This is a genomic window from Flavobacterium sp. N502540 (assembly GCF_025947365.1).
Taxonomy (GTDB): domain Bacteria; phylum Bacteroidota; class Bacteroidia; order Flavobacteriales; family Flavobacteriaceae; genus Flavobacterium.
On record NZ_CP110012.1, the window covers coordinates 242,705 to 263,932 of the forward strand.

A 21,228-nucleotide genomic window follows, 5' to 3' on the forward strand; every position below is an offset into this window, starting at 1 on the left:
TTTTAAATGTTTCTATGTCTAAGATTTTTTTTCACACGCAGATCTTGCAGATTGCTTCGCCTGTTCGCTATCGCTCGAGTCTGCAGATTTTCGAATCTTTTTAATCCGCTAATCTGTGGCTATTACTTTTCAAAACACCAAACTGGTAATAATTATCATTTGAAGCTATTTCCTTTCTGCTTCACTATTAAAATAAAAAAGCCCTTCGAAATGGAGATTTTCCCATCGAAAGGCTTTTCGTCTATACAAAAAACTAATTTAACTACAATTCAGTAATTTCGAGAACAACGCTGGTTTCGGCCTTAGACGAAGAAACCCGTAAACCAACATTCATTAAATAATCTCCCGTAAAAGATTCTCCGGATTCTTCGACTGATTTCTTTGCTTCGGGCATTAGGTTTATTTCTTCCACTTTATAGGTTTTATTTGGATCTAAACCTTGAAAACGAACCGGATTATATTGGGGATCATAAAGCGGATGAAGCGTGTAGGAGAACAAAACCGCTTTGCTTTTTGACTCGTTCACATACATTAATACGGCACGGCTTTCCTCATAAGGAGAAATCATTCGGTACAGGTCGCCATGCCAAATTACCGGACTCAATCGTTTGTAATTGGCTACGGCTTCCTGGCAATATTTCAATTCTTTTTCTTTCAGTTCTTTTACATTAATATCAAAACCTAATTTACCCATCATCGCTACATCAGTTTTGAATTTGATGGATTGATTTCCCCAAGAGGTCACATGGTTACAAATTGAGAAGGCGGGAAAAAACTGCGAATATCCCCATTGTATGAATACTCTGTTGAAAGGATCGGTATTGTCGCTTGCCCAAAACTCTGTAAAATATTGAAGTAATCCGTAATCGGTTCTGCCTCCTCCTCCGGCACAAAGCATCATGGGTAAATTTGGATATTTCGTTTTAATACGGTCCAAAACTTTATACAAACCTCTGGTGTATTCAATGAACAAATGTGATTGCTGATTTTTCAGATAGGCAGAATAAGCATTAGTCATCATTCTGTTGCAATCCCATTTAAAGAAAGCTACCCCTTGTTTTGTCTGCATAATATCGTCTACTGTTTTGAATACGAAATCCTGCACCTGCGGATTACATAAATCTAAAACCAATTGGGTACGGTAATAACTTTCCGGTCGATTGGGCAATTTCAATACCCAATCCAGATGTTTCTCATACAATTCACTTTTCGGATTCACCATTTCGGGTTCGATCCAAATTCCGAACTTTATTCCTGTTTTTTCAGCCTCCTGCATCAGGAAACCAATACCATTTGGCAGCTTTGTTTTAGTAGCCTGCCAATCTCCAAGTCCTGATTTATCGCCGCTTCTTGGATATTTATTTCCAAACCAGCCATCATCCAGCAAGAACATGTCAACGCCCAACGTTTTGGAATCAGCAAACATATCGGTCAATTTTTTTTCATCAAAATTGAAGAAGGTTGTTTCCCAATTGTTCAATAAGGTCAGACGGGATTTTTCTCCATCTTTCACTCCGTACTTTTTGGCCCATGAATGCAGGTTTCTACTCGCCTGCCCCTTCCCTTTATTCGAAAAAGTATAAATAAAAGAAGGTGTTGTAAATACTTTTCCGGGCTGAAGATTATACTCAGAAGCAAACGGATTGATTCCGGAACTGATTCGAAGCGAATTTTTATTATCCAATTCAAAAGCAAACTTAAAATTTCCGGACCAGGCAATCGTTCCTGCTACAAGCTCACCCGAATTCTCATTGGCTTTAGCATTTAAAGACAGAAAGAAAACCGGTGTTTGATACATATCGGTACGAACCCCTAATTTCGAGTCAATTACCTTCGTACCACTCGTTAATTCACTTTCCTGCATGCGAGCTTCTTTAGCCCAGTCTCCGTGAAATTGAGTCAGCCAATAATGATCGGCATCAAAATGCAGCATTGATGACGCATAATTGTATAACATAACCGGTTTCTTTTCATGGTGTACAATTTCAGTCCATTGTTCTATTGTATTCTCGTTATAAAAAGCCTTATAATGCAGTGTAACTTCTACCGGATATACAGGATCTTTAAGTTTGATAATAGTTTCAGTCGTATTAACATCTAGTTTTTGTGTACTATGGCTTACATACTTTAATTCCAGAGAGGGATTACCGTCATTATGAGTCATTCGAATTGCGGGTTCAAACAAATTCTCTGTTCCAAAAGTCGGGTAAGCCTGATGCCTTAAATTGACCAGCGGATTTCCGTCGTTAACGACAAATGTTTTTGTACTCTCTTTCGAAACCACATTGTATCCTGAATTATCTCTTAGTTTTGTCCCTAAATAAGATTGATAAAGCAAACCGTTCTTTCCTACCTTTAAAATCAAAGCCGTATTTTGAGTTTCGATCTGAATTTGTTCTTCCTGCGCATTAACTTTGCAAAACAGAAATGTAAGGACTAGTAGAAATAGTATTTTTTTCATAAAAAGGGTTCGATAATAGTAAGTGGTTGTTTCTTATGGTTGGTTTGTGGTATTCTTTATTTTATTCCTTTAATCTAAAATGAGTTTCAAAAGTATAACAATCAAGCATCCGTACACACCGGTACCTACCAGTTTGTTCTGACTTATTATAAAAAGCATTTTTCTTAAACAACATCCATCTTCAATTCTGATAGTATATTACCCTCTTTTCATCCTTTAAAAGATCATTACTACTAATAAAGTAAAAAATCTAATGAAATATCATTTTATATTCTTCGGAGCAAAACCTATATTTCTTCTATCTCGAAAAGCGGATTTTTCAAACCCGGAAAAGAACCTCACAACAACAGTATTTTTAATCTTTTAACTTTACTATTTCCGGTCCTTTTTGTACTGTAGGCAACCTCAACTTTTTCCTCACTGTTGAACAATCCGATTGGTTTTTATTTTCGCAAAACGTAAAAAATCCTTCATCGTAAACCAATCTTAACTTTCTACTACCTAATCCTATATTACCCACTTTACTTTTCCTGTTTATCGGTGCTTTCTAAGTATCCTCAAAAAAACCGGTAGGAACTGCTCCCTTAAAGAAAAGAACATTTATACTTTTGGACTAAACAATAGCTATAAAACTATACTCCTAAATAATGAAAATTACCGTCAGTAGAAAAAAGATGACATCGAAAATTCACGAACAGTTGTTAATTCAGGACAAAAAGCAACTACGTCTTTAAAACAAAACCAATAAAAAATTTATCTAAAAACAACACAAACAAATACTACTAATACGATAAATAACAAGCTGCTGGCGGTAATTATTCAATATCTATAAAAAACAATTCTAATGAAGAGATTCTTTGAGAAAAAACAAAAACACATTCTATTCGTCCTTGTCGCTTTTTGCTCCATAATAGGTAAAACATTTTCGCAGGAAGACCGTCGCTGGCAAATCAATCCGGACGGAACTATTTCCTGGCAGATCAGTAACAACATTCCGCATGACGATCATATTGAAATGAGTGGTAAAAAAATCTCCTGTGTTCTAAGGTATGGCGTTGCGGCGGATGGTTCGTTCCATGCTACCCGCAGTTTGGTCTGGCCCATGCTCAGAACCATCCCTAATAATACTCATGCCAGTTTAACACGAAGGTTTGTACAGGACGGATTTAATTTGGTCACCGTAAACTACAAACCGATTGTGGCAGAAAAGGTGACTTCACTAACTCTGGACGGAACATTGCATGTTAAGAGTAAAGTCGGTAATACACTGGAATTGACCCGACAATTTTTCCCGTCGACAACTTTAGCCGGTTATTGTGAAATTTATACCCTTAAAAACATATCCGAAAAAACCTGTGTTGTAGAAATTCCAAAATCGAATACCGTTTATACCACAGATTCGGCAAAAGGAACGGAAGGCAGTTATGCTTTGCATGTTGACCTCGCTAATTCCGGGAGTTTTAATCTTAAGACCAATGAAGTCGTTCGTTTTTCTGTTTTCTACTCGGGTGTCAAAACAAACGAGCAGGTTCCTGTTGTAAATGCCGAAGAAGAAAAAGAAAAACGTACCCAATTCATTAATCAAATATGGAGTAAACTGATCTTAGAAACGCCGGATCCCGTTTTAAATACTGAATTTGCCTTTGCTAAAATCAGAGCTTCCGAAAGTATTTTTGAAACCAAAGGCGGTCCTATGCATGGTCCGGGAGGAGAATCTTACTATGCTGCTATCTGGGCCAATGATCAGGCTGAATATATAGGTCCGTTTTTTCCTTTTTTAGGATATGAATATGGTAATCGGGCCTCCTTAAATGCTTATTTGCAATTTGCAAAATTTATGAACAAAGAATACCAACCTATTCCGAGTTCGATTGTAGCCGAAGGAACTGATATTTGGGCCGGGGCCGGTGATCGTGGCGATGGTGCTATGATTGCTTATGGAGCTTCGCGTTATGCGCTTTCGAGAGGAAATGCAGATGAAGCCAAACAATTATGGCCCTTGATCGAATGGTGCCTGGAATATTGCCATAGAAAATTAAATTCTGATGGTATTGTAACATCCGATTCTGATGAACTTGAAGGCCGTCTTCCTGCCGGAAAGGCCAATTTAAACACCTCTTCTTTATATTATGATGCTTTGAATTCTGCTGTTTATTTGGGTAAAGCTTTAGGAAAAAACGAAGCACAGCTTAAAACCTATAAAGCAGAAGCTGAAAAATTAAAGGCAGCTATTGAGAAGTATTTCGGGACTAAAGTCGAAGGTTTTGAAACCTACAAATACTACAAAGAAAATGATATTCTAAGAGCCTGGATCTGTACCCCGCTCGCGATGGGTATTTACGACCGAAAAGAAGGAACTATAAACGCCTTATTCTCGCCAAGGTTATGGACAAAAGATGGTCTTGCCAGTATTGCGGGTGACAAAATTTTCTGGGATCGTTCGACTTTGTATGCTCTAAGAGGCGTTCTCGCCGCTGGTGAAACAGACAAAGCACTGGATTTTCTGCATTACTATTCCAACCGTCGTTTGTTAGGGGATCATGTTCCCTACCCTGTAGAAGCCTATCCCGAAGGTGATCAGCGTCATCTTTCAGCAGAAAGCGGATTGTATTGCCGAATTTTCACCGAAGGATTGTTTGGTATCCGACCTACAGCTCTGAACTCGTTTCACTTCACTCCACGTCTTCCTAAATCCTGGCCCATGATGAAATTGCGCCACATCAATGCATTTGAACATGATTTTGATATTACAGTGGAAAGAGTCGATAAAAAACTAAAAATAACAATCTCTGAAGGCAAAAAAACAATCGTTAAGAAAGTTATCAAAGACGGAAGTACAGTCAATATCAATCTTCAATAAAGCAAGCTCCAAATTACAAACGACTTCTTATTTCACAAAAACTTTGATGTACCGATCAGATTTCAACTGCTGGTTTTTAGTTCTACTTAATGTTTTGTTATTAAACGTCAGGTATTCATTCTCTCTGAATTGCAAAACATTAATTAGAATTGGTGTATCAAAGTATATGAACGTCAAAAGAGAAAACCCTACCATCTTGTGTTTTTTCTAAAATATTTACAAAAAAATTAACAAGCGAACCCGGCAAATAAAAATATCTTTGCCTTCAACTATGACAAAAAAGTTTTACATACTGCTATTCGTTACGATTGGTTTCCTGATGGGACCAACGTTTACGTATGCGCATGGAACAAAAAAAGAAATGTCATGTTGCAAAAAAGAATCCGCTGCAAAAGATTGTTGCAGCAAAAAAGATTCGAAAGACAAAAAACATGGCTGTGATAAGAGCTGCATGGGGAATTCCTGTACGCCAACCAGTAGCTGTGCTTTTTCGCCAATGGCAATCTTTCAGGTAGAAAACCATTCTCTTTTTGGTTTTTCTGAAAAAAAACAAACTTACTTTTATTCCGAAATCTTTATTTCTTCAGATTTCCGTTCGATCTGGCTTCCACCTAAAATAAGCTAGATTTCTTTTGTGACAGCCAAAGGTCTGTCTTATCCAAAAGTCTTTTTTAAGGCTTAAATTCAAAACTATTTTTTAATCTTAATCTATTGCCAGAGATAGCTGTATTTGCTATAGTTTCTGCTATGCTTTAGGATTAATTCATCCAAAAAAAATTACATACAATGAACTCAATAACAAAATTATTGATGGCAATGTCTCTATTACTATCAGTTACTTTCGCCAGCGCTCAAATTAAAAATAAAACCACTGAAAAAGTAAAAGTAAACGGTAACTGCAGCATGTGCAAAAAAGTGATCGAAACTGCCGCAAACGTTAATAAAGAAGCCAAAGTAATCTGGAACGAAGACACCAAAATCGCTACTATTACTTACGATGCTCAAAAAACGAATCTTGATTCCATTCTAAAACGCATAGCTGATGCAGGATACGATAATGAAAAATTTACGGCTCCAAATGCGGTTTATGACGAACTACATGGATGTTGTCAATACGACAGAGAACCAGGCGATAAAAAACAAAGTACTTCATCGTCACATCATTAAAAACCATTTTGTTCGTAACCTTTTTATTTAAAATCAATTGCGAGCAAACATAAAAAAAGAAATCATGTTCAAAATAAAAAATATAATCACACTATTCACCCTTTTAGCTGTCGTTTCTATAACGAATGCACAAATAAAAGTAGGAGACAGTTTTCCGGATGTTCAACTGCAAAACAATAAGAATACTGCAACCAAACTAAATTCTTTCAAAGGAAAAACGGTTTTAGTAGACTTCTGGGCATCCTGGTGTGCTCCTTGTCGACTGGCCAACAAAAAGCTGGTTAAAATGTACGACCAATACAAAGATCAGAATTTTGAAATCGTTGGAATATCAATCGATAACGACAAAACAAAATGGTTGAAAGCCATTGAAAAAGACAAAATGAAACACCAGCAATTAATTGATCCAAAAGGTTTTGAAGCCAAAACAGCTCTGACTTTCGGAGTTGAAGCGCTGCCTTCTGCTTTTCTTTTTGATGCGTCAGGAAAACTAGTTGCCATCAATCCAACAGAAGCTCAAATAATTGCTCAAATTAAAAAAAACAAAAAATAAGATGAAAACTCTAAATATAAAATTCATAGCTCTTACACTTATCCTATTATTAACTGGTGTAAACTCGTACTCTCAAATTACAAAAGCCGAAATAATCGCAACGGGATTAACTTGTTCGATGTGTTCGAATGCCATAAACAAACAGTTAAAAGCTTTTACAGAAGTAGACAGTATCAGTACAGATTTAAATACCAATACGTTTACAGTCTATTTTAAAAAAGACAATTCATTGGAGCCTAAAGTCCTGAAAAAAGCAGTTGAAAAAGCCGGTTTTTTTGTTGGGTCACTAGTTTTAACAGCAAAGTTTCATGTAGATAAAATTGAGGACAATACCACTCTGAAAATCGATGATGCCACCTATACTTTTATCGATATTAAAAAGCCTGTAGCACATGCCGAAGGGAAGTACAGGGTTTTAGACAAAGGTTTTGTAACGCAGAAAGAGTATAAAAAACTACTTAAATCGTATTCAAAATATCCTGATTACGCGACTGAAAATGAGAATGATTACTATTTAAAAGCCCTTTAAAAATGAGATATTTATCCCTAATCTTCTTATTTCTGGTTTCTTATCAAATTGAAGCACAAGAATTATTTGTAGTAACCGAACCTGCCAGTAATGCTCCGGCGGGTTCTATTGGAGTTCGTGTTGGACAATCCTTAATGGAAAAGAAACTCGAAAGCGGTTCCATGTACAATTTAACCCCGGAAGTTACCTGGGGCATCAATAAAAACCTGATGGTTCGTACCTCAGCTTTTTTAAGCAATCAGGACAATGGACTGGGCCTTAAAGGTGGTGGATTTTATGCCAAATACCGATTCTTTTCGGCAGATGATTTACAAAGTCATTTCAGGATGGCTGCCTTTGGACGATACAGCTATAATAACTCTTACTTTAATCAGGAAGCGATAGATCTGGCAAATGGAAATTCAGGTTACGAAGCCGGTTTGGTTGCCACACAGTTGCTTCATAAAGTAGCTATAAGTTCTTCTGTAAGTTATGTGCGCGCTCTTAACAATGCCGATTACAGCTTTCCGGATATGCTGGGTAAAAATGCCATCAATTATACCTTCTCTGTGGGTAAATTAATGCATCCTAAAAAATATACCAGTTACAAACAGACGAACATTAATGCAATGTTGGAGTTTACCGGACAAACTATTACCGAAAATGGCAGATCGTACCTGGATGTAGTTCCTTCGATTCAGTTTATCATCAACAGTCAGGCGAGAATTGACCTGGCTTACAAAAAAGAGTTGTACAGTTCTATGCAGCGTATGGCAACCGATGGTGTTTTTCTGAAACTGGAATATACTTTTTTCAATGTAACGAAGTAAATAAATCCCATTACAACTGGAACAAATCGTTCTGATTAAACCTATAAAATGAAGAAAATAATTTATTTATTATTCCTGTTCTTTGCTTTTGCCAAAGTCCAGGCGCAGATTATAAATCCTGTGAAATGGGAAGCTTCGATCGAGAAAAAATCCGATTCGGAATATCAGCTTTCTTTTAAAGGAGCTATTGAAAAAGACTGGCATGTATATTCGCAATTCACTCCCGAAGATGGTCCGCTTCCGGCTGAATTCCTTTTTCATGATTCCAAAAGCAATTATGAACTTATTGGAAAAGCAACCGAAAGCGAAACCCACCGAAAGTTTAATGAAATCTTTGGGGTAGATGAAATTTTCTTTTCGGACAAAGCTGTGTTTACCCAATTAATCAAACAGACCAATCCGGAAAAAGAAGTCATACAGGTAGAGCTTTCTTATCAGGTTTGCAAAGAGAATTGTATTAGCGAAACCAAGTACTTTGAATTCAATCTCAAAACGCTTGAAGCAAAAGAAATTCAGGCTGCCGATATTACAAACGAGAAAACGGAAAAAACAACAATAAATCCCGCTATAGAAAAACAACCGGAATCTGAAAAAACAGATTCCAGTTTGTACATGATTTTCATTATTGCGTTCTTATCCGGTTTTGCCGCACTGCTTACCCCTTGTGTGTTTCCGATGATTCCCATGACGGTAAGTTTCTTTACCAAACAAAGTAAAACGAAAGCTAAAGGAATTAAAAATGCTATTATTTATGGCATTTCAATTATCCTGATTTATGTATTTCTAGGCTCTGTAATTACGCTCATTTTTGGTGCAGATGCCTTAAACGCACTATCTACCAATGTCTGGTTTAATATTATCTTTTTTATCTTACTGATTGTGTTCGCGGCCTCTTTCCTGGGTGCATTCGAAATCATGTTACCCAATTCATGGGCGAATAAAGTAGATCAGCAGGCAGATAAAGGTGGTATTATTGGAATCGTTTTTATGGCATTGGCTCTGGCAATTGTTTCTTTTTCCTGCACGGGACCCATTATAGGAACTCTACTGGTTGAAGCAGCTTCTAAAGGCGGAATTGCACCGATTGTGGGAATGTTAGGTTTCTCATCGGCTTTGGCATTGCCTTTTATGCTTTTTGCCATGTTCCCGGGCTGGTTAAATACACTGCCAAAATCCGGTGGCTGGCTCAATACCGTAAAAGTGTTTCTGGGCTTTCTGGAATTGGCTTTGGCCTTTAAATTTTTATCCAATGCCGATTTAGTGCTACAATTACACTGGTTTGAAAGAGAAATCTTCCTGGCCATTTGGATCGCTATATTTGGTACGCTGGCTTTCTATCTATTTGGAAAAATAACCTTGCCACATGATTCTCCAACGTCATCTATTTCGGTAGGCCGTTTAGGAGTTGGATTAATCGTACTGACATTTACCATTTATCTGATTCCCGGCTTATGGGGTGCTCCCTTGAAATTAATTAGTGGTTTCCCTCCTCCAATGACTTATAGCGAATCTCCTTATGGTGTGGGTGGGGCTGGAAAAAATACCTCATCAGCTGAAAAATCATTACCAGACGGGGCACACAAAGGCCCTCATGACATCATGGCTTTCAAGGATTATGAAAAAGGGCTAGCCTACGCCAAAAGTGTAAACAAACCTATCCTTTTAGATTTTACCGGATTTGCCTGTGTGAATTGCCGAAAAATGGAAGATTATGTATGGTCTGACCCTCGTATTTTGTCCATCTTAAATAATGAAGTCGTTTTAATTTCTTTATATGTTGACGACAAAAGAGAATTGCCTCTTGAAGAACAATATGTATCTAAAGAAACCGGCAAAAAAATTACAACCATAGGGAATAAATGGAGTGATTTTCAAATTACCCGTTACAAAGCAAATGCGCAGCCGTACTATATTTTATTAGATACGAATGAGGAAAAGCTGAGCAAACCTGCAGGATATACTCCTGACATTACTGAATATGAGCAATGGCTGAAATCCGGTATTGCTAAGTTAAAAAAATAAAAGTACCATTTTTTTACATCTGTGCATTTTTTAAACGTTGTGCACAATCGTGGTCTGGTTAAGGCCACAACAAAGGGAGATATTCAGGTATCTCCTTTTTTTATTATTACAGATCATCAAACTCTGAAACAGAAATTTTATTACAATTCCCCTCGCGAAGCTATAGTGCACGAACACATTTTAAAATCATAATTATTAAGTTTTTATGCTTCAATATTAATATTATTTTCGATAATTTAGCTTTGATGCAGATTCATAAATTAACAGTTTTGATAAACTCTAAGGATTCCTGTTACTTCCTTTTATCTCTGTCAAAAGAACAAATTTTTAACTTCTAAAAAATAAATATGGAACAAAGACATATCAGAAATAGACTTTATATTAGCCCGGAAGAACAGGAATTAATAAAAAAAACTCCGATATTATTAGGCGGAGCAGGTATCGGTAGTGCTATTGCTGAATGTTTATTGCGATTAGGTTTTGAAACCTTAACCATCATCGATGGTGATGTTGTCGAATTGTCCAATTTAAACCGACAAAATTATACCGAACACAATATTGCACAACCCAAAGTAGAGGCACTTAAAGAACGCTTACTGGCTATCAACAGTCAGGCAAAAATCACGATTCACAATTGTTTTTTAACACCTGAGAATGTTGGCAATTACATAACAGACCATAAAATTGCGATCAACGCTCTGGATTTTACTTCCGAAGTTCCTCTTTTGTTCGATTCGATTTGTCAGCAAAAAAACATTCCGGTTTTACATCCCTACAACCTCGGATGGGGCGCATTGGTCTTAGTCATTTCCGATGATGAAGGTTTAGAGGTTTTAAAAAAGCCAGATGAAAAATTTAGCGAAGTGAATGTTGTCGACTATGTTTTAGAGTATATGCGCTATTGGGAAAATCCGCAAAAATGGCTCGAAGAAATTCTGGACAAATACAAAAAGGAAAACAAAAATCTGTCTCCTCCCCAACTCCCTATTGCATCCTGGTTGGTAGCTGGAATGTGCACCCACATTGCATTTGATATTGCCACCAACTCCCCCGTAAAAACATTCCCGGAGTTTTATCTGACGAGTATTAAATAGGGAATTTAAACGAACTTCATTTTTATTATAAAATTAAAAAAAGCTGCATTCAATTATTTGAAGCAGCTTTTTTGTTTGAATAAACAGAGTTAAGTGTTCTCTTCAAAATTTCACATCGATATATCAATTTCTTTTAACCCGGTTTCTATCTTTATGAATCTTTTCTTAAAGAAACTTCCTAGTCCGGAATCGAAGCAAACATTGCAATTTCTTTTAAATCTATGTAGTACTCTCCTGAAAAAGGGGATAATTCATTTCCTAGTACATTGATTTTTACAAAGTACTTTTCTTTCTCATCTTTCTTAATAATTTTAAACTCTCTCAAATAATTAAACACTATTGCAAAATCATTATAGTCAACAGGTTCTAAATTATCAACATTATATAATTTTATATTAGTTATTTTTTCCAAATACAAATCACCTTGTTCAATATAAATCTCTTCCTTTTTATAATCAAAATTAGGTAAAGTTTTTACAAAACGATCCATACTAACTTTTGCATACAAAAGGTCAGTGTTAAACAAATACATTGCATAAGTAAATTCCGCACTAATACCGGAATTCTCTTGTAATTTAACCAGGCCATCAGTAATTGCATACGATGATTTCTTATTATAACATTCCAAAAAAGATGTGTTCATTACTTTGTAAAGATTCCCAATAAAAAAACCATTCTTATCAATTGTAAAATAGGAATATAAGTCTGGCGTTTCTGAGTTATAATCTTCTCTCGAAATCTCAACATCATGCTTTATATAAGTTTCATAACTTGGTTGATAAGACGTTATCTCTTTTATAAGCCTAATTTTCCCATCCTTTGTATAATAATGAACGGTATCATATTTTGTTGGAAAATTAATAGTCTTTGTTCTGTCTAAACCAAACAGGCAATAACAGTCGTTTGTAAAATAACTCTGACTCTCTTCTGTTTTAGAAAGTAACTCAATATCGCGAAGAGATACATACAGCTCTTGATTTTTGTATAGAATCTTTGATCTATTTTTAACCTTATCAAAAGACACAATTTTAACTTTTGACGCATAATCCAAGTGGTACTTTTTATTAGAAGACAAATCTGCAGTAGAAAACAAATCGACCCCTTCAAAATTTGTAACGACTCCATCTGAAGTAATAATCTCTGTAGATGATTTTTCTTTCTTACAGGAAGATATAACAATCAATATTATAAATAGAAGCAATCCTTTTTTTCTCATAAATACGTTTATTTCTTAATTTTGTACAACAATATTACCATTACTCGCTCTGATTTTTCTTACTTGAACCTGATATTTATATTATTTCCTAAATGGTACTGTCTCTTTTTTCATGGAAGTATAACAAATCAAAACTGCCGATTAGGGCAGCTTTATAAAATCTTAAAACATATTTTATTTCTTATCCAGTTTTATCCATTCGTGAAAGGTTCCTTCACCTCCAACTCCTTTGATGAAATATTTATTATCCTCTTTTTTTATTAAATAAGTAGGATCTAATTTTATACATCGATTATCATTTCCATTGTAATATAATTCCAAAACATTATTTTCTACTCTTCCCTTATAATCCCCTTCGCCAATTGACTGCCCATAAAAGGAATCTAACTTTAGCGAAATTTTATCCTCGCTTATCATAAAATTGTATGTTGAATGCCCCATACCTTCGGTTGTTAATTCCTCCTCAACAGTTGCCGAAAAATTACCCTGATAATTTTCATCAATTGCTTTAAGGTTTTTTAATTTGTAGGACAACAACAATTCCGTATATAAATCAATTCCCTCTTTGGTTATTTTATTTGTTAAAAGCTTTTTTAGAAAAACCCATTTATTATTTTCATGAATATAAAAATAAGTACAGGCATTCTCTTTTAAATCAAAATCTCCTGATCCGTCATTGTAGTATTTTGAGACCGCCTCTTTAGGTAAGAAACTCGCAACAATGTAATACTCATTTAATTTCTGTTTTAAAATTTGACTTACTTTATCATTTATCTCTTTTGAAGTTTCAGAGCTTCTATCGATATTTTTAAATTCCGAAAAAAAACCTTTCTTATTATAAACAGACCAATAGTCCTGAATCAAACTTGATTTCCCAATGTAATTCACATCAAAAAAACCCACATCTTCAAGATCAAAAAGATAAACAGGAAACGTTGGACTATGATCCTGAAGATAATACCCATTTACCTTGTATTTTGCTTCTAAAAAATTGACAGGCGGTATCGTGTAATCAACATATACCTCTTTTGAAACTTCTTTTTTATCTGTTTCTTTATTCGCTTTTTCAACAGCCTCTCTTGTTACTTCCTGCTTGCAGCTACTTAACAACAGCAAGACTAATACTTTTATGATCTTTTTCAAATTATATTAAGTTATCAATAATACTTACTTTCATTAAATCATTTTTTTAATTTATTTCATCACTAATAAAGCCATATTTTAATGGTTTAGTAGAAATACTTTCTTTTAAATTAAAAATAGGACTATTAACATAATACTTGTCCTTCAGTTTTACAATCTTTACCTCGGGAATATGCTTGTTTTTTATATATTCTCTATCTTCGAGAAGATTTTCTTTGTGATATAAAAACAAGGTATCACCTTTTTGAACAGGTACCAGTAAATCTTTAAAATCACGCTCTACAAAATAACAGGAGTCCTTAGATACTTTAATATAGTAGGTGTAATTATAATTTGCTTCATAAGAGTCCAGCAATAAAATATAATCCCTGTACCATGAATCCTCGATTTTTGATTTGGCAATAGAATTAAAAAAAGTTTTTTGTAAATCTTTGGTCTTTTTTTCAATAAAATTAATTCTCCAATGCATCTCTTCATTATCCTTATTATCTGAATCTACTTCAAAAGAATCCATTTTTTCCCATGAATTATTTTTATAGTGATACAAATCTGTCTTATGTTTTTCTTTTACCGAAATTGGACAATCAGCATGTGGTGTTGGGATTAGATATTTGCTATCGATGAAAAAAACATAAATATCAAATACTTTTTTATACTCTTCAATGCTTAATTTGTTAACATAAGTCTCAAACTTCTCAGAATCATCTTCATTAAAATATTTTGAATACTTTTCAAAAAAAAGGAAATCTTTAGGTATTAAAAAAGTTACTAAATTCCCCAGATCATTACCATTTTCAGGAGCATATAAAACTCCATAATCATAAGATGTTGTAAAAAAACTACCATATTTAGAAGTATCATACACATATTCATATTTACTCATTTTTAACACCTTATCAAAATTTAGATTATTCTTTTCCTTTTGATAATTTCTTTGTTTTTTGCTTTCTACCTTTTCATCTTTGCATCCAATAATAGAAAGCACAAAAAAAAAGAGTAAGCAGTACTCTTTTAATATCTTCATATTTTTTCAGTTTTCAGGCTAAAGTAGCACATTCTTTTAAAGAAAAAAACTACCAATTACGGTAGTTTTTCTGTTTATTTAAATCAAAAGAAAGAATTATGGCAAGGATAAATATTCTTTGTATTCAATTTTATTATCATCATTTTTGTAGAAAATATAACGATTTTCACCTCCCTGAAAACCCATTTCTATTTTTAATGTATCCTGTAAAATCCACTTATATTGAACCTCAGCATCTTCAGAGCGTGTTTTAAAATTACTTTGCGGTAGTTTTTTTAGCAAATCCTTTTTTAAATAATCAGGTGACTCATTATAAAATATCTCATAAGCCCTATTAAATGCGCTTTCATTACAAACACAAGTTTTATTTAAAGGATCCTCATATCTGGAAATTCCATTGTCGTTTTCCTTGCATTTAAAAAGGACTTCTTTGGCATTCTTACTTTTAACAAACTGCATATAATCGCCCGAATACCAAACCAGCAGATTATCTCCAAACACATATATTTTATGAAATGGAGGTGAACACTTAGTAATCATAACTCCTCTAAATGTATTGAGCTTAACTTTGAAGAGATCATAGATTTTTTTCTCTAGGCTTTTCATTTCCTCTGCTAACGAATGATTGTAGAAATGCCCTTCTATATGATATTCTAAATTGTGTATACTATCAATCTCAAAGTAAGTATTACTAGTTCCATCACCCAAAATGAATTCACGATCTAACAATTCAAAATTATTAATTTCAAGAGTCTCAGAATTTGTATTGGATGATTTTTTCAATTCCCATTTTCCCTGAATATCTGATAAAGCAAAGACATCAACGTTATTTTCTTTTTTTAGAAGATATTTTGAATTAGCGGTTTTAACTTTTTTTAAAGCTGTATTTTGCTTCTCCTGTGTTTGCTGTCTACAACTTATTAATACCACTCCGAACAACAAAACCAACAATTTGGTACAATTTCTCATATTCTTTAATTAAATTTTGTTTCTGCATATAACTCTCGATCTATGCAATTTTTACCCCCGAAAGGTGCTTCTTATCCAACAAAGAGAATTTATGAGTATAACTTCTGTTTTTATCTTATAAGAAGCCAATTTTATTTTAATGATTCTATAATTTTCAAATTTTGCCTCTCACTTACCTTGTTAACAGTATTAATAATTTTTTCCAACGAAAAATATCCCTCTTTAATTTTCTTATCATATTTAATTTCAGGCTGAGTAGTTTTACCATTAAAGAAAATAACCGGTAAAAATTTCTGATTTTCAGGAACTAAAACATCTCCATCTCTTTCAATACTATTAGTAACAGAAGAAAGTAATTTATGATCATAAACAACTATTTCTGAAATATCCCATGGGTATCCAAAAAAATAATTAGTCGGTCTATCCTTGTCAATTAAAATTGGAGTAAAATATAAAAGAGGCTCTAATTTTTTATTTTTAATATCATAAAATACATAGTCAATACCATCTTCTTCTCCTGAACATCTAAACAATTCCAATATATCATCCTTGTCCAGATTAATGAAAAATTTATAATTAATACTACCATAAAACTCGTTAACTAAGAATAATTTATAATTGGAAGTAATCCAATATTCTATATTTATATCTCTTTTTGAATCATATACTGTACAAATGAAATCTTTCTTTGAGTCATTATCAAAATCAATAGTTTCTGTAACAACATTTTCATATACATCAGGAATTAGACCTCTTAATTCTTTACTTATTACAACTTCCTGTGGTTTAATTAATTTAAGTTCATTTTTGACTTTTCCCTTTTCTTTATCTTTACAAGAAAACATAAATAAAGAAAGAAATAAGCATATCATTATTTTCATTTTTTTATCTTTTTTCTCAAAAATAGTAATTTAAAATTCTTCTCCTCAATCAGTCCAACAAAGTATTAGGGGGTTACGAAGTCGCTTCGGGTGGAATATCTGGAGCTTCGATAGATCTTAGGTTAGTTTTTGCCGCAGCGCTCAAAGCAAATGCTTCTGCTCTTATCATGATACACAATCATCCTTCGGGCCAAACACTGCCTTCTCCTGCTGACAAATTGATTACCCAAAAAGCCAAACATGCTGGCGCTTTTTTAGGTATTAATGTAATTGATCATTTGATTATTACCTCAGAAAGTTATTATTCGTTTGCTGATAAGGGGAATTTATAGGTGTGTGCGCTTTAGTTTTGGATATAAAGACAAAAGCTACCGAAAAAGAATAATCATTATTTTATTCTTTTAAATATCTTATCCTCCAAATTAAAATCTGATTTAAGTATTAACTCATTAGAATTTTTTATTTCAAAAATAAGTTCTCTATCAATACTCAATTCTCTTATTTTCCAATTTTTATTTCCTTTTCGCAAAGCTTCTTTAGTAGATTCAATTGGTGGTTGAACAGGGTTTTCTAAAACATCTGAAGAATCAAAAGTAACATTTACTTTTAATGAGTTATCTTTAAATGGCTCAACTTGAACATTTACAACAAAAAAACCAGGAGCATAACCTTCCGTAACCTCCTCAAATAAATCTGTATTACCATAAAGTAATCCTCCTAAGGTCATACTAACATTCTCTCCTTTTTCATTCTTCTCTTCCCATGAAGCTCCTTCAAAATCTGGGATGCTCTTAGTTTCAACTTTTTTCAATATTAAAAAAAGGCTTTCATTTGGGCTCACACTGTCCTTATATTCATATTTACCCTCAAAATCATACAATGCATCATTTTTTACAGTTGCAATTTTATCTTTATTAACTGAAATCTTTACTTCTTTGGTTTGTTTAATTTCCTGGATTTCTTTTTTTAGAGATTCCTCTTTGCATCCAAACAGAATAAAGAATGTGCAAATAACTGCCACTCTACAAATAATACCATTCATAATAATTTAATTTTATCATCTATAAATTGTTTTGACATCCCAAGGTTTGATTTGTCTTTCTATATAGAATTTATGATTGAAACTGCTTTTTTTCAGTTTGAGGAAAAAACAAAAGCTATCGTTTTAGAATAGCTTTTGTTTTTTAATCATCCATTTTTTCTCACCACCTACTTATTTTATGAGTAAGTTTTTATACGTTGGTTTCTCAACTAAATCTTTATTCAAAATATAGCCTTTCCGAAAATTTACCCTATCATAAACATCAAGCCACGAATTATTGCCTGTTGATTCATTTTTTACGGTATCGTTAATAATAATCCAGTCATTGTATTTTAAATTTTCGACGACTTCTGACGATAAATCTGGTGATGTATACATTGCAACCTTGTTTTTTGAAGAAACAAAACGAATTGGATTGTAGTGTTTCCAATGTTTGTATTTCTCTTTTAGTTTAAAATAATAGGGCATTTTATAACAAACAGTATCTAAATTCTCGTCATTACCATCTTCACTCCATCCCCCTTTAGTCAATACTGTAATGGAGTCAATATTTTTTTTATTTACAAATAAATATTTCTGGCGCAAATCTAAATTTGCAAGGTAATCTCTCTTAGATTCTTCTTCTTTCCATGAAGGTAGAAATTCGAACTTCCAAACATCATCCTTTTTATTAATAAGCCAAAAATTAATTCTCGCATCTTTACCTTCAAATTCATCAAAAACAGCTATCTCATAGTTTGATCTACTCTTTACTCTATAATCTCTAATTTTATACAACTGATTCCTAAAAGAGTTAAACTCATTGTCATAAAAAATATTATCTATCGTTGCCTCGCTTATCAAACGTTTAACATTGAAATTAAGTGTTATATTCTGATAGTCTCCTGTTTTACCCAAAAAGTAACAATATTTATTCTCATGAAGTACAAGATGAAAAACCTGACTTTCAAGTTCTTTGATCTTTTTATTTCCTAAAACTTGATCTTTAGTATTTTCTTCTTTTTTAACACCTATGTTATCAACATCTTTTTGTTTCCTAACACAGGAAACGACAACTAAAGAAAATAAAACAATAAACAAATAACGCATTTATAATATAATTAAGTTTGAAGTAAATATAGGACATTCTAAAATATAGTACATTAATTTAATTGAATATGAAAGTGATCCGGGTTATCTGAAAAAACAATAATTATTTTATCCTTTTAAATGTTTTATCATCCGAATTTAAATCCGGTTTGAATATTAATTCATTAGTTTTTTTTATTTCAAAAATAAGTTCTCTATCAATATTCAATTCGCTTATTTTCCAATTTTTATTTCCTTTTCGCAAAGCTTCTTTAGTAGATTCAATTGGTGGTTGAACAGGGTTTTCTAAAACATCTGAAGAATCAAAAGTGACATTTACTTTTAATGAGTTATCTTTAAATGGCTCAACCTGAACATTTACAACAAAAAAACTGGTCCATAGTCTTCTCTCGCTTCCTCAAAAAAAACTGTATTCCCATAAAGCAATCCTGCAAGAGTCAAACTAACATTTTAGACTTTTTCATTCTTCTCTTCCCATGAAGATCCTTCAAAATCGGGAATACTTTTAGTTTCAACTTTTTTCAATATTAAAAAAAGATTTTCATTTGAAGAATCACTATTCTTATATTCGTATTCTCCTTCAAAATCATACAATGCATCATTTTTAAGTGCTGCAATTTTATTTTTGTTTACCGAAATCTTTATTTCTTTGGTTTGTTTGATTTCATTGGTTTCTTTTTTCTGATCTTGACATGCATAGAAAGTGAGTGAAAGAAGGCAAATAATTACGTTCGTTTTTTTCATCTTTTTTTCTCAAAAATAATAATTTAAAATTCTACTCTTTAGTCAGTCTAATAAAGCACTAGGAGTTTACGAAGCCACCTCCCGTGGAATATCTGGATTCAATAGATCTTAAATTAGTATTTGCCGCAGCGCTAAAAGCAAATGCTTCTGCTCTTATCATGATACACAATCATCCTTCGGGCCAAACACTGCCTTCTCCTGCTGACAAATTGATTACTCCAAAACCAAACATGTCGGTAACTCTTTTAAACCATTAACACACTCAATCGCTTGATTATCAATCTATAAAGTTATTATTCCTTTGCAGATAAAGGGATTTATAGGTAACACTGGTTTTCAATTTATGTAAAAAAATAAAAGCTACCGGTTGGGGTAGCTTGTATCTTAATTAATTTTCTGTTTAATTTCACTAATGCTCATAAACTTGCAACTTCCTATTTTTTCTTCTATAATATCTAAATCACTTTTATCACTACTAAAGTAGATGATAGGAAGATTCTTTTGATTTATGCTCATCTTTTTCTCTTCATAATCCGGAATATTGTTATCAATCGTTGTTAGAAGTTTTTTATCTTTCAGAATGATATCATCTATATCTCCAGAAAATCCCCAATACTTGTTATTTTCTTTAAATATGAGTGGATCAAAATTAAAAATAACATTAGAATTGAAACTATTCTTATCAACATCATAAAATGCACAATCAATATACCCTTCTTCTGTTATAATTTTCAACATTTCTAATTCTGGATCTTCGTCAATATTTACAAACCACTTTTTATTAGATTCAGAATAAAATTTATTTATCTGTTTAATTTCTTCATTACTCGAAAACCAATACTCGCTATATTCTCCTTTTTTTTCATCTAAGGCTAAACAGATAAAAATAGTCAAATCATTATTCAAGTTTACTTTTTCAGTCTTTACAATTTTTAAGTTTTTAGGAATTTTATTCTTGAGACTTTCCGAGGCTTCAATTTTTTCAGGTTCTACTAAGCTTTTTTCTTTTGAGCATGAAACCCACATAAAAGAAACTAAAATTAAACAAAAGCTACTCTTTATTATATTCATCATATTTGTTTTTCTTTTTTGGGATCTAAAACTACAAATAATTCTTTAGTAGATTCAATTGGTGGTTGAACAGGGGTTTCTAAAAGGTCTGAAGAATCAAAATGCACATTCACTTTTAATGAATTATTTTCAAATGGCTCAACCTGAACATTTACAACAAAAAAACTGGCCCATAGTCTTCTCTCGCTTCCTCAAAAAAAAACTGTATTCCCATAAAGCAATCCTGCAAGAGTCAAACTAACATTTTAGACTTTTTCATTCTTCTCTTCCCATGAAGATCCTTCAAAATCGGGAATACTTTTAGTTTCAACTTTTTTCAATATTAAAAAAAGGCTTTCATTTGAAGAATCACTATTCTTATATTCGTATTCTCCTTCAAAATCATACAATGCATCATTTTTAAGTGCTGCAATTTTATTTTTGTTTACCGAAATCTTTATTTCTTTGACTTGTTTGATTTCATTGATTTCTTTTTTTTGATCTTGGCAAGCAAAGAGAAGGAGGGAGAGAAGATAAATAACTACTTTATTATTTTTCATGCACTCTTATTCATT

21 protein-coding genes are annotated in these 21,228 nt (G+C 33.0%); 10 read left to right on the top strand and 11 right to left on the bottom strand.

Annotated features, from left to right (window positions below; all coding sequences use genetic code 11):
• Positions 1-262 precede the first annotated feature (262 nt).
• The gene (locus tag OLM58_RS01080; RefSeq protein WP_264530848.1) at positions 263-2,461 is read right to left on the bottom strand and encodes an alpha-galactosidase; all 2,199 of its coding nucleotides are present in this window, start codon (positions 2,459-2,461) and stop codon (positions 263-265) included.
• A gap of 844 nt (positions 2,462-3,305) precedes the next feature.
• On the opposite strand from OLM58_RS01080, the gene OLM58_RS01085 reads away from it, so the two are divergent.
• The 8 genes from OLM58_RS01085 to OLM58_RS01120 all read left to right on the top strand — a co-directional run bounded on the left by OLM58_RS01085 (position 3,306) and on the right by OLM58_RS01120 (position 11,495).
• Positions 3,306-5,321 (top strand): hypothetical protein, encoded by a 2,016-nt coding sequence (locus OLM58_RS01085; RefSeq protein WP_264530849.1) that lies wholly within the window; start codon positions 3,306-3,308, stop codon positions 5,319-5,321.
• Positions 5,322-5,592: 271 nt separating this feature from the next.
• Positions 5,593-5,946 carry a hypothetical protein gene (locus OLM58_RS01090; protein ID WP_202703609.1) on the top strand — a complete coding sequence of 118 codons (354 nt, stop codon included), beginning with the start codon at positions 5,593-5,595 and terminating at the stop codon, positions 5,944-5,946.
• 161 nt (positions 5,947-6,107) lie between these two features.
• On the top strand, positions 6,108-6,488 hold the full coding sequence (locus tag OLM58_RS01095; RefSeq protein WP_264530850.1) for a heavy-metal-associated domain-containing protein: 381 nt from the start codon (positions 6,108-6,110) through the stop codon (positions 6,486-6,488).
• A gap of 64 nt (positions 6,489-6,552) precedes the next feature.
• The gene (locus OLM58_RS01100) at positions 6,553-7,041 is read left to right on the top strand and encodes a TlpA family protein disulfide reductase (protein WP_264530851.1); all 489 of its coding nucleotides are present in this window, start codon (positions 6,553-6,555) and stop codon (positions 7,039-7,041) included.
• A 1-nt stretch (position 7,042) separates the two neighbouring features.
• Positions 7,043-7,570 (top strand): heavy-metal-associated domain-containing protein, encoded by a 528-nt coding sequence (locus OLM58_RS01105; RefSeq protein WP_123923531.1) that lies wholly within the window; start codon positions 7,043-7,045, stop codon positions 7,568-7,570.
• A 2-nt stretch (positions 7,571-7,572) separates the two neighbouring features.
• Positions 7,573-8,379, top strand: coding sequence for a hypothetical protein (locus tag OLM58_RS01110; RefSeq protein ID WP_202703606.1), 807 nt, complete (start codon positions 7,573-7,575; stop codon positions 8,377-8,379).
• A 48-nt stretch (positions 8,380-8,427) separates the two neighbouring features.
• Positions 8,428-10,401 carry a protein-disulfide reductase DsbD family protein gene (locus OLM58_RS01115; RefSeq protein ID WP_264530852.1) on the top strand — a complete coding sequence of 658 codons (1,974 nt, stop codon included), beginning with the start codon at positions 8,428-8,430 and terminating at the stop codon, positions 10,399-10,401.
• A 347-nt stretch (positions 10,402-10,748) separates the two neighbouring features.
• On the top strand, positions 10,749-11,495 hold the full coding sequence (locus OLM58_RS01120) for a HesA/MoeB/ThiF family protein (RefSeq protein WP_264530853.1): 747 nt from the start codon (positions 10,749-10,751) through the stop codon (positions 11,493-11,495).
• A gap of 178 nt (positions 11,496-11,673) precedes the next feature.
• Here the strand turns inward: OLM58_RS01120 and OLM58_RS01125 are convergent, their stop codons facing one another.
• The 5 genes from OLM58_RS01125 to OLM58_RS01145 all read right to left on the bottom strand — a co-directional run bounded on the left by OLM58_RS01125 (position 11,674) and on the right by OLM58_RS01145 (position 16,728).
• Complete coding sequence (locus OLM58_RS01125; protein ID WP_264530854.1) at positions 11,674-12,711, bottom strand: hypothetical protein; 1,038 nt, start codon at positions 12,709-12,711, stop codon at positions 11,674-11,676.
• Positions 12,712-12,885: 174 nt separating this feature from the next.
• Entirely contained in the window at positions 12,886-13,854 is a 969-nt protein-coding gene (locus OLM58_RS01130; RefSeq protein ID WP_264530855.1) for a hypothetical protein, read from the bottom strand.
• Positions 13,855-13,900: 46 nt separating this feature from the next.
• On the bottom strand, positions 13,901-14,878 hold the full coding sequence (locus tag OLM58_RS01135) for a hypothetical protein (RefSeq protein WP_264530856.1): 978 nt from the start codon (positions 14,876-14,878) through the stop codon (positions 13,901-13,903).
• A gap of 96 nt (positions 14,879-14,974) precedes the next feature.
• Complete coding sequence (locus tag OLM58_RS01140; RefSeq protein WP_264530857.1) at positions 14,975-15,817, bottom strand: hypothetical protein; 843 nt, start codon at positions 15,815-15,817, stop codon at positions 14,975-14,977.
• A gap of 161 nt (positions 15,818-15,978) precedes the next feature.
• Positions 15,979-16,728 (bottom strand): hypothetical protein, encoded by a 750-nt coding sequence (locus tag OLM58_RS01145; RefSeq protein ID WP_264530858.1) that lies wholly within the window; start codon positions 16,726-16,728, stop codon positions 15,979-15,981.
• A gap of 35 nt (positions 16,729-16,763) precedes the next feature.
• Between OLM58_RS01145 and OLM58_RS01150 the strand changes: the two genes are divergently transcribed.
• Positions 16,764-17,060 carry a JAB domain-containing protein gene (locus OLM58_RS01150; protein ID WP_319802367.1) on the top strand — a complete coding sequence of 99 codons (297 nt, stop codon included), beginning with the start codon at positions 16,764-16,766 and terminating at the stop codon, positions 17,058-17,060.
• Between the two features lie 56 nt (positions 17,061-17,116).
• On the opposite strand, the gene OLM58_RS01155 is transcribed toward OLM58_RS01150, so the two are convergent.
• The 3 genes from OLM58_RS01155 to OLM58_RS01165 form a co-directional block, all read right to left on the bottom strand.
• Entirely contained in the window at positions 17,117-17,770 is a 654-nt protein-coding gene (locus OLM58_RS01155) for a hypothetical protein (RefSeq protein ID WP_264530859.1), read from the bottom strand.
• Positions 17,771-17,941: 171 nt separating this feature from the next.
• Positions 17,942-18,859: a hypothetical protein gene (locus tag OLM58_RS01160; RefSeq protein WP_264530860.1), complete on the bottom strand. Its 918-nt coding sequence runs from the start codon at positions 18,857-18,859 to the stop codon at positions 17,942-17,944.
• A gap of 450 nt (positions 18,860-19,309) precedes the next feature.
• On the bottom strand, positions 19,310-19,603 hold the full coding sequence (locus OLM58_RS01165; RefSeq protein WP_264530861.1) for a hypothetical protein: 294 nt from the start codon (positions 19,601-19,603) through the stop codon (positions 19,310-19,312).
• 83 nt (positions 19,604-19,686) lie between these two features.
• On the opposite strand from OLM58_RS01165, the gene OLM58_RS01170 reads away from it, so the two are divergent.
• Complete coding sequence (locus tag OLM58_RS01170) at positions 19,687-19,860, top strand: JAB domain-containing protein (protein ID WP_264530862.1); 174 nt, start codon at positions 19,687-19,689, stop codon at positions 19,858-19,860.
• Positions 19,861-19,987: 127 nt separating this feature from the next.
• On the opposite strand, the gene OLM58_RS01175 is transcribed toward OLM58_RS01170, so the two are convergent.
• Complete coding sequence (locus OLM58_RS01175) at positions 19,988-20,677, bottom strand: hypothetical protein (RefSeq protein WP_264530863.1); 690 nt, start codon at positions 20,675-20,677, stop codon at positions 19,988-19,990.
• A 242-nt stretch (positions 20,678-20,919) separates the two neighbouring features.
• The gene (locus OLM58_RS01180; protein WP_264530864.1) at positions 20,920-21,213 is read right to left on the bottom strand and encodes a hypothetical protein; all 294 of its coding nucleotides are present in this window, start codon (positions 21,211-21,213) and stop codon (positions 20,920-20,922) included.
• Positions 21,214-21,228: the final 15 nt, after the last annotated feature.

Coding starts and splice junctions, on each gene's coding strand:
- OLM58_RS01085 (WP_264530849.1), top strand. CDS start 3,306: ATGAAGAGATTCTTTGAGAAAAAACAAAAACACATTCTATTCGTCCTT.
- OLM58_RS01125 (WP_264530854.1), bottom strand. CDS start 12,711: ATGAGAAAAAAAGGATTGCTTCTATTTATAATATTGATTGTTATATCT.
- OLM58_RS01080 (WP_264530848.1), bottom strand. CDS start 2,461: ATGAAAAAAATACTATTTCTACTAGTCCTTACATTTCTGTTTTGCAAA.
- OLM58_RS01180 (WP_264530864.1), bottom strand. CDS start 21,213: ATGAAAAATAATAAAGTAGTTATTTATCTTCTCTCCCTCCTTCTCTTT.
- OLM58_RS01115 (WP_264530852.1), top strand. CDS start 8,428: ATGAAGAAAATAATTTATTTATTATTCCTGTTCTTTGCTTTTGCCAAA.
- OLM58_RS01165 (WP_264530861.1), bottom strand. CDS start 19,603: ATGAAAAAAACGAACGTAATTATTTGCCTTCTTTCACTCACTTTCTAT.
- OLM58_RS01135 (WP_264530856.1), bottom strand. CDS start 14,878: ATGAAGATATTAAAAGAGTACTGCTTACTCTTTTTTTTTGTGCTTTCT.
- OLM58_RS01090 (WP_202703609.1), top strand. CDS start 5,593: ATGACAAAAAAGTTTTACATACTGCTATTCGTTACGATTGGTTTCCTG.
- OLM58_RS01175 (WP_264530863.1), bottom strand. CDS start 20,677: ATGATGAATATAATAAAGAGTAGCTTTTGTTTAATTTTAGTTTCTTTT.
- OLM58_RS01160 (WP_264530860.1), bottom strand. CDS start 18,859: ATGCGTTATTTGTTTATTGTTTTATTTTCTTTAGTTGTCGTTTCCTGT.
- OLM58_RS01145 (WP_264530858.1), bottom strand. CDS start 16,728: ATGAAAATAATGATATGCTTATTTCTTTCTTTATTTATGTTTTCTTGT.
- OLM58_RS01105 (WP_123923531.1), top strand. CDS start 7,043: ATGAAAACTCTAAATATAAAATTCATAGCTCTTACACTTATCCTATTA.
- OLM58_RS01110 (WP_202703606.1), top strand. CDS start 7,573: ATGAGATATTTATCCCTAATCTTCTTATTTCTGGTTTCTTATCAAATT.
- OLM58_RS01155 (WP_264530859.1), bottom strand. CDS start 17,770: ATGAATGGTATTATTTGTAGAGTGGCAGTTATTTGCACATTCTTTATT.
- OLM58_RS01095 (WP_264530850.1), top strand. CDS start 6,108: ATGAACTCAATAACAAAATTATTGATGGCAATGTCTCTATTACTATCA.
- OLM58_RS01100 (WP_264530851.1), top strand. CDS start 6,553: ATGTTCAAAATAAAAAATATAATCACACTATTCACCCTTTTAGCTGTC.
- OLM58_RS01120 (WP_264530853.1), top strand. CDS start 10,749: ATGGAACAAAGACATATCAGAAATAGACTTTATATTAGCCCGGAAGAA.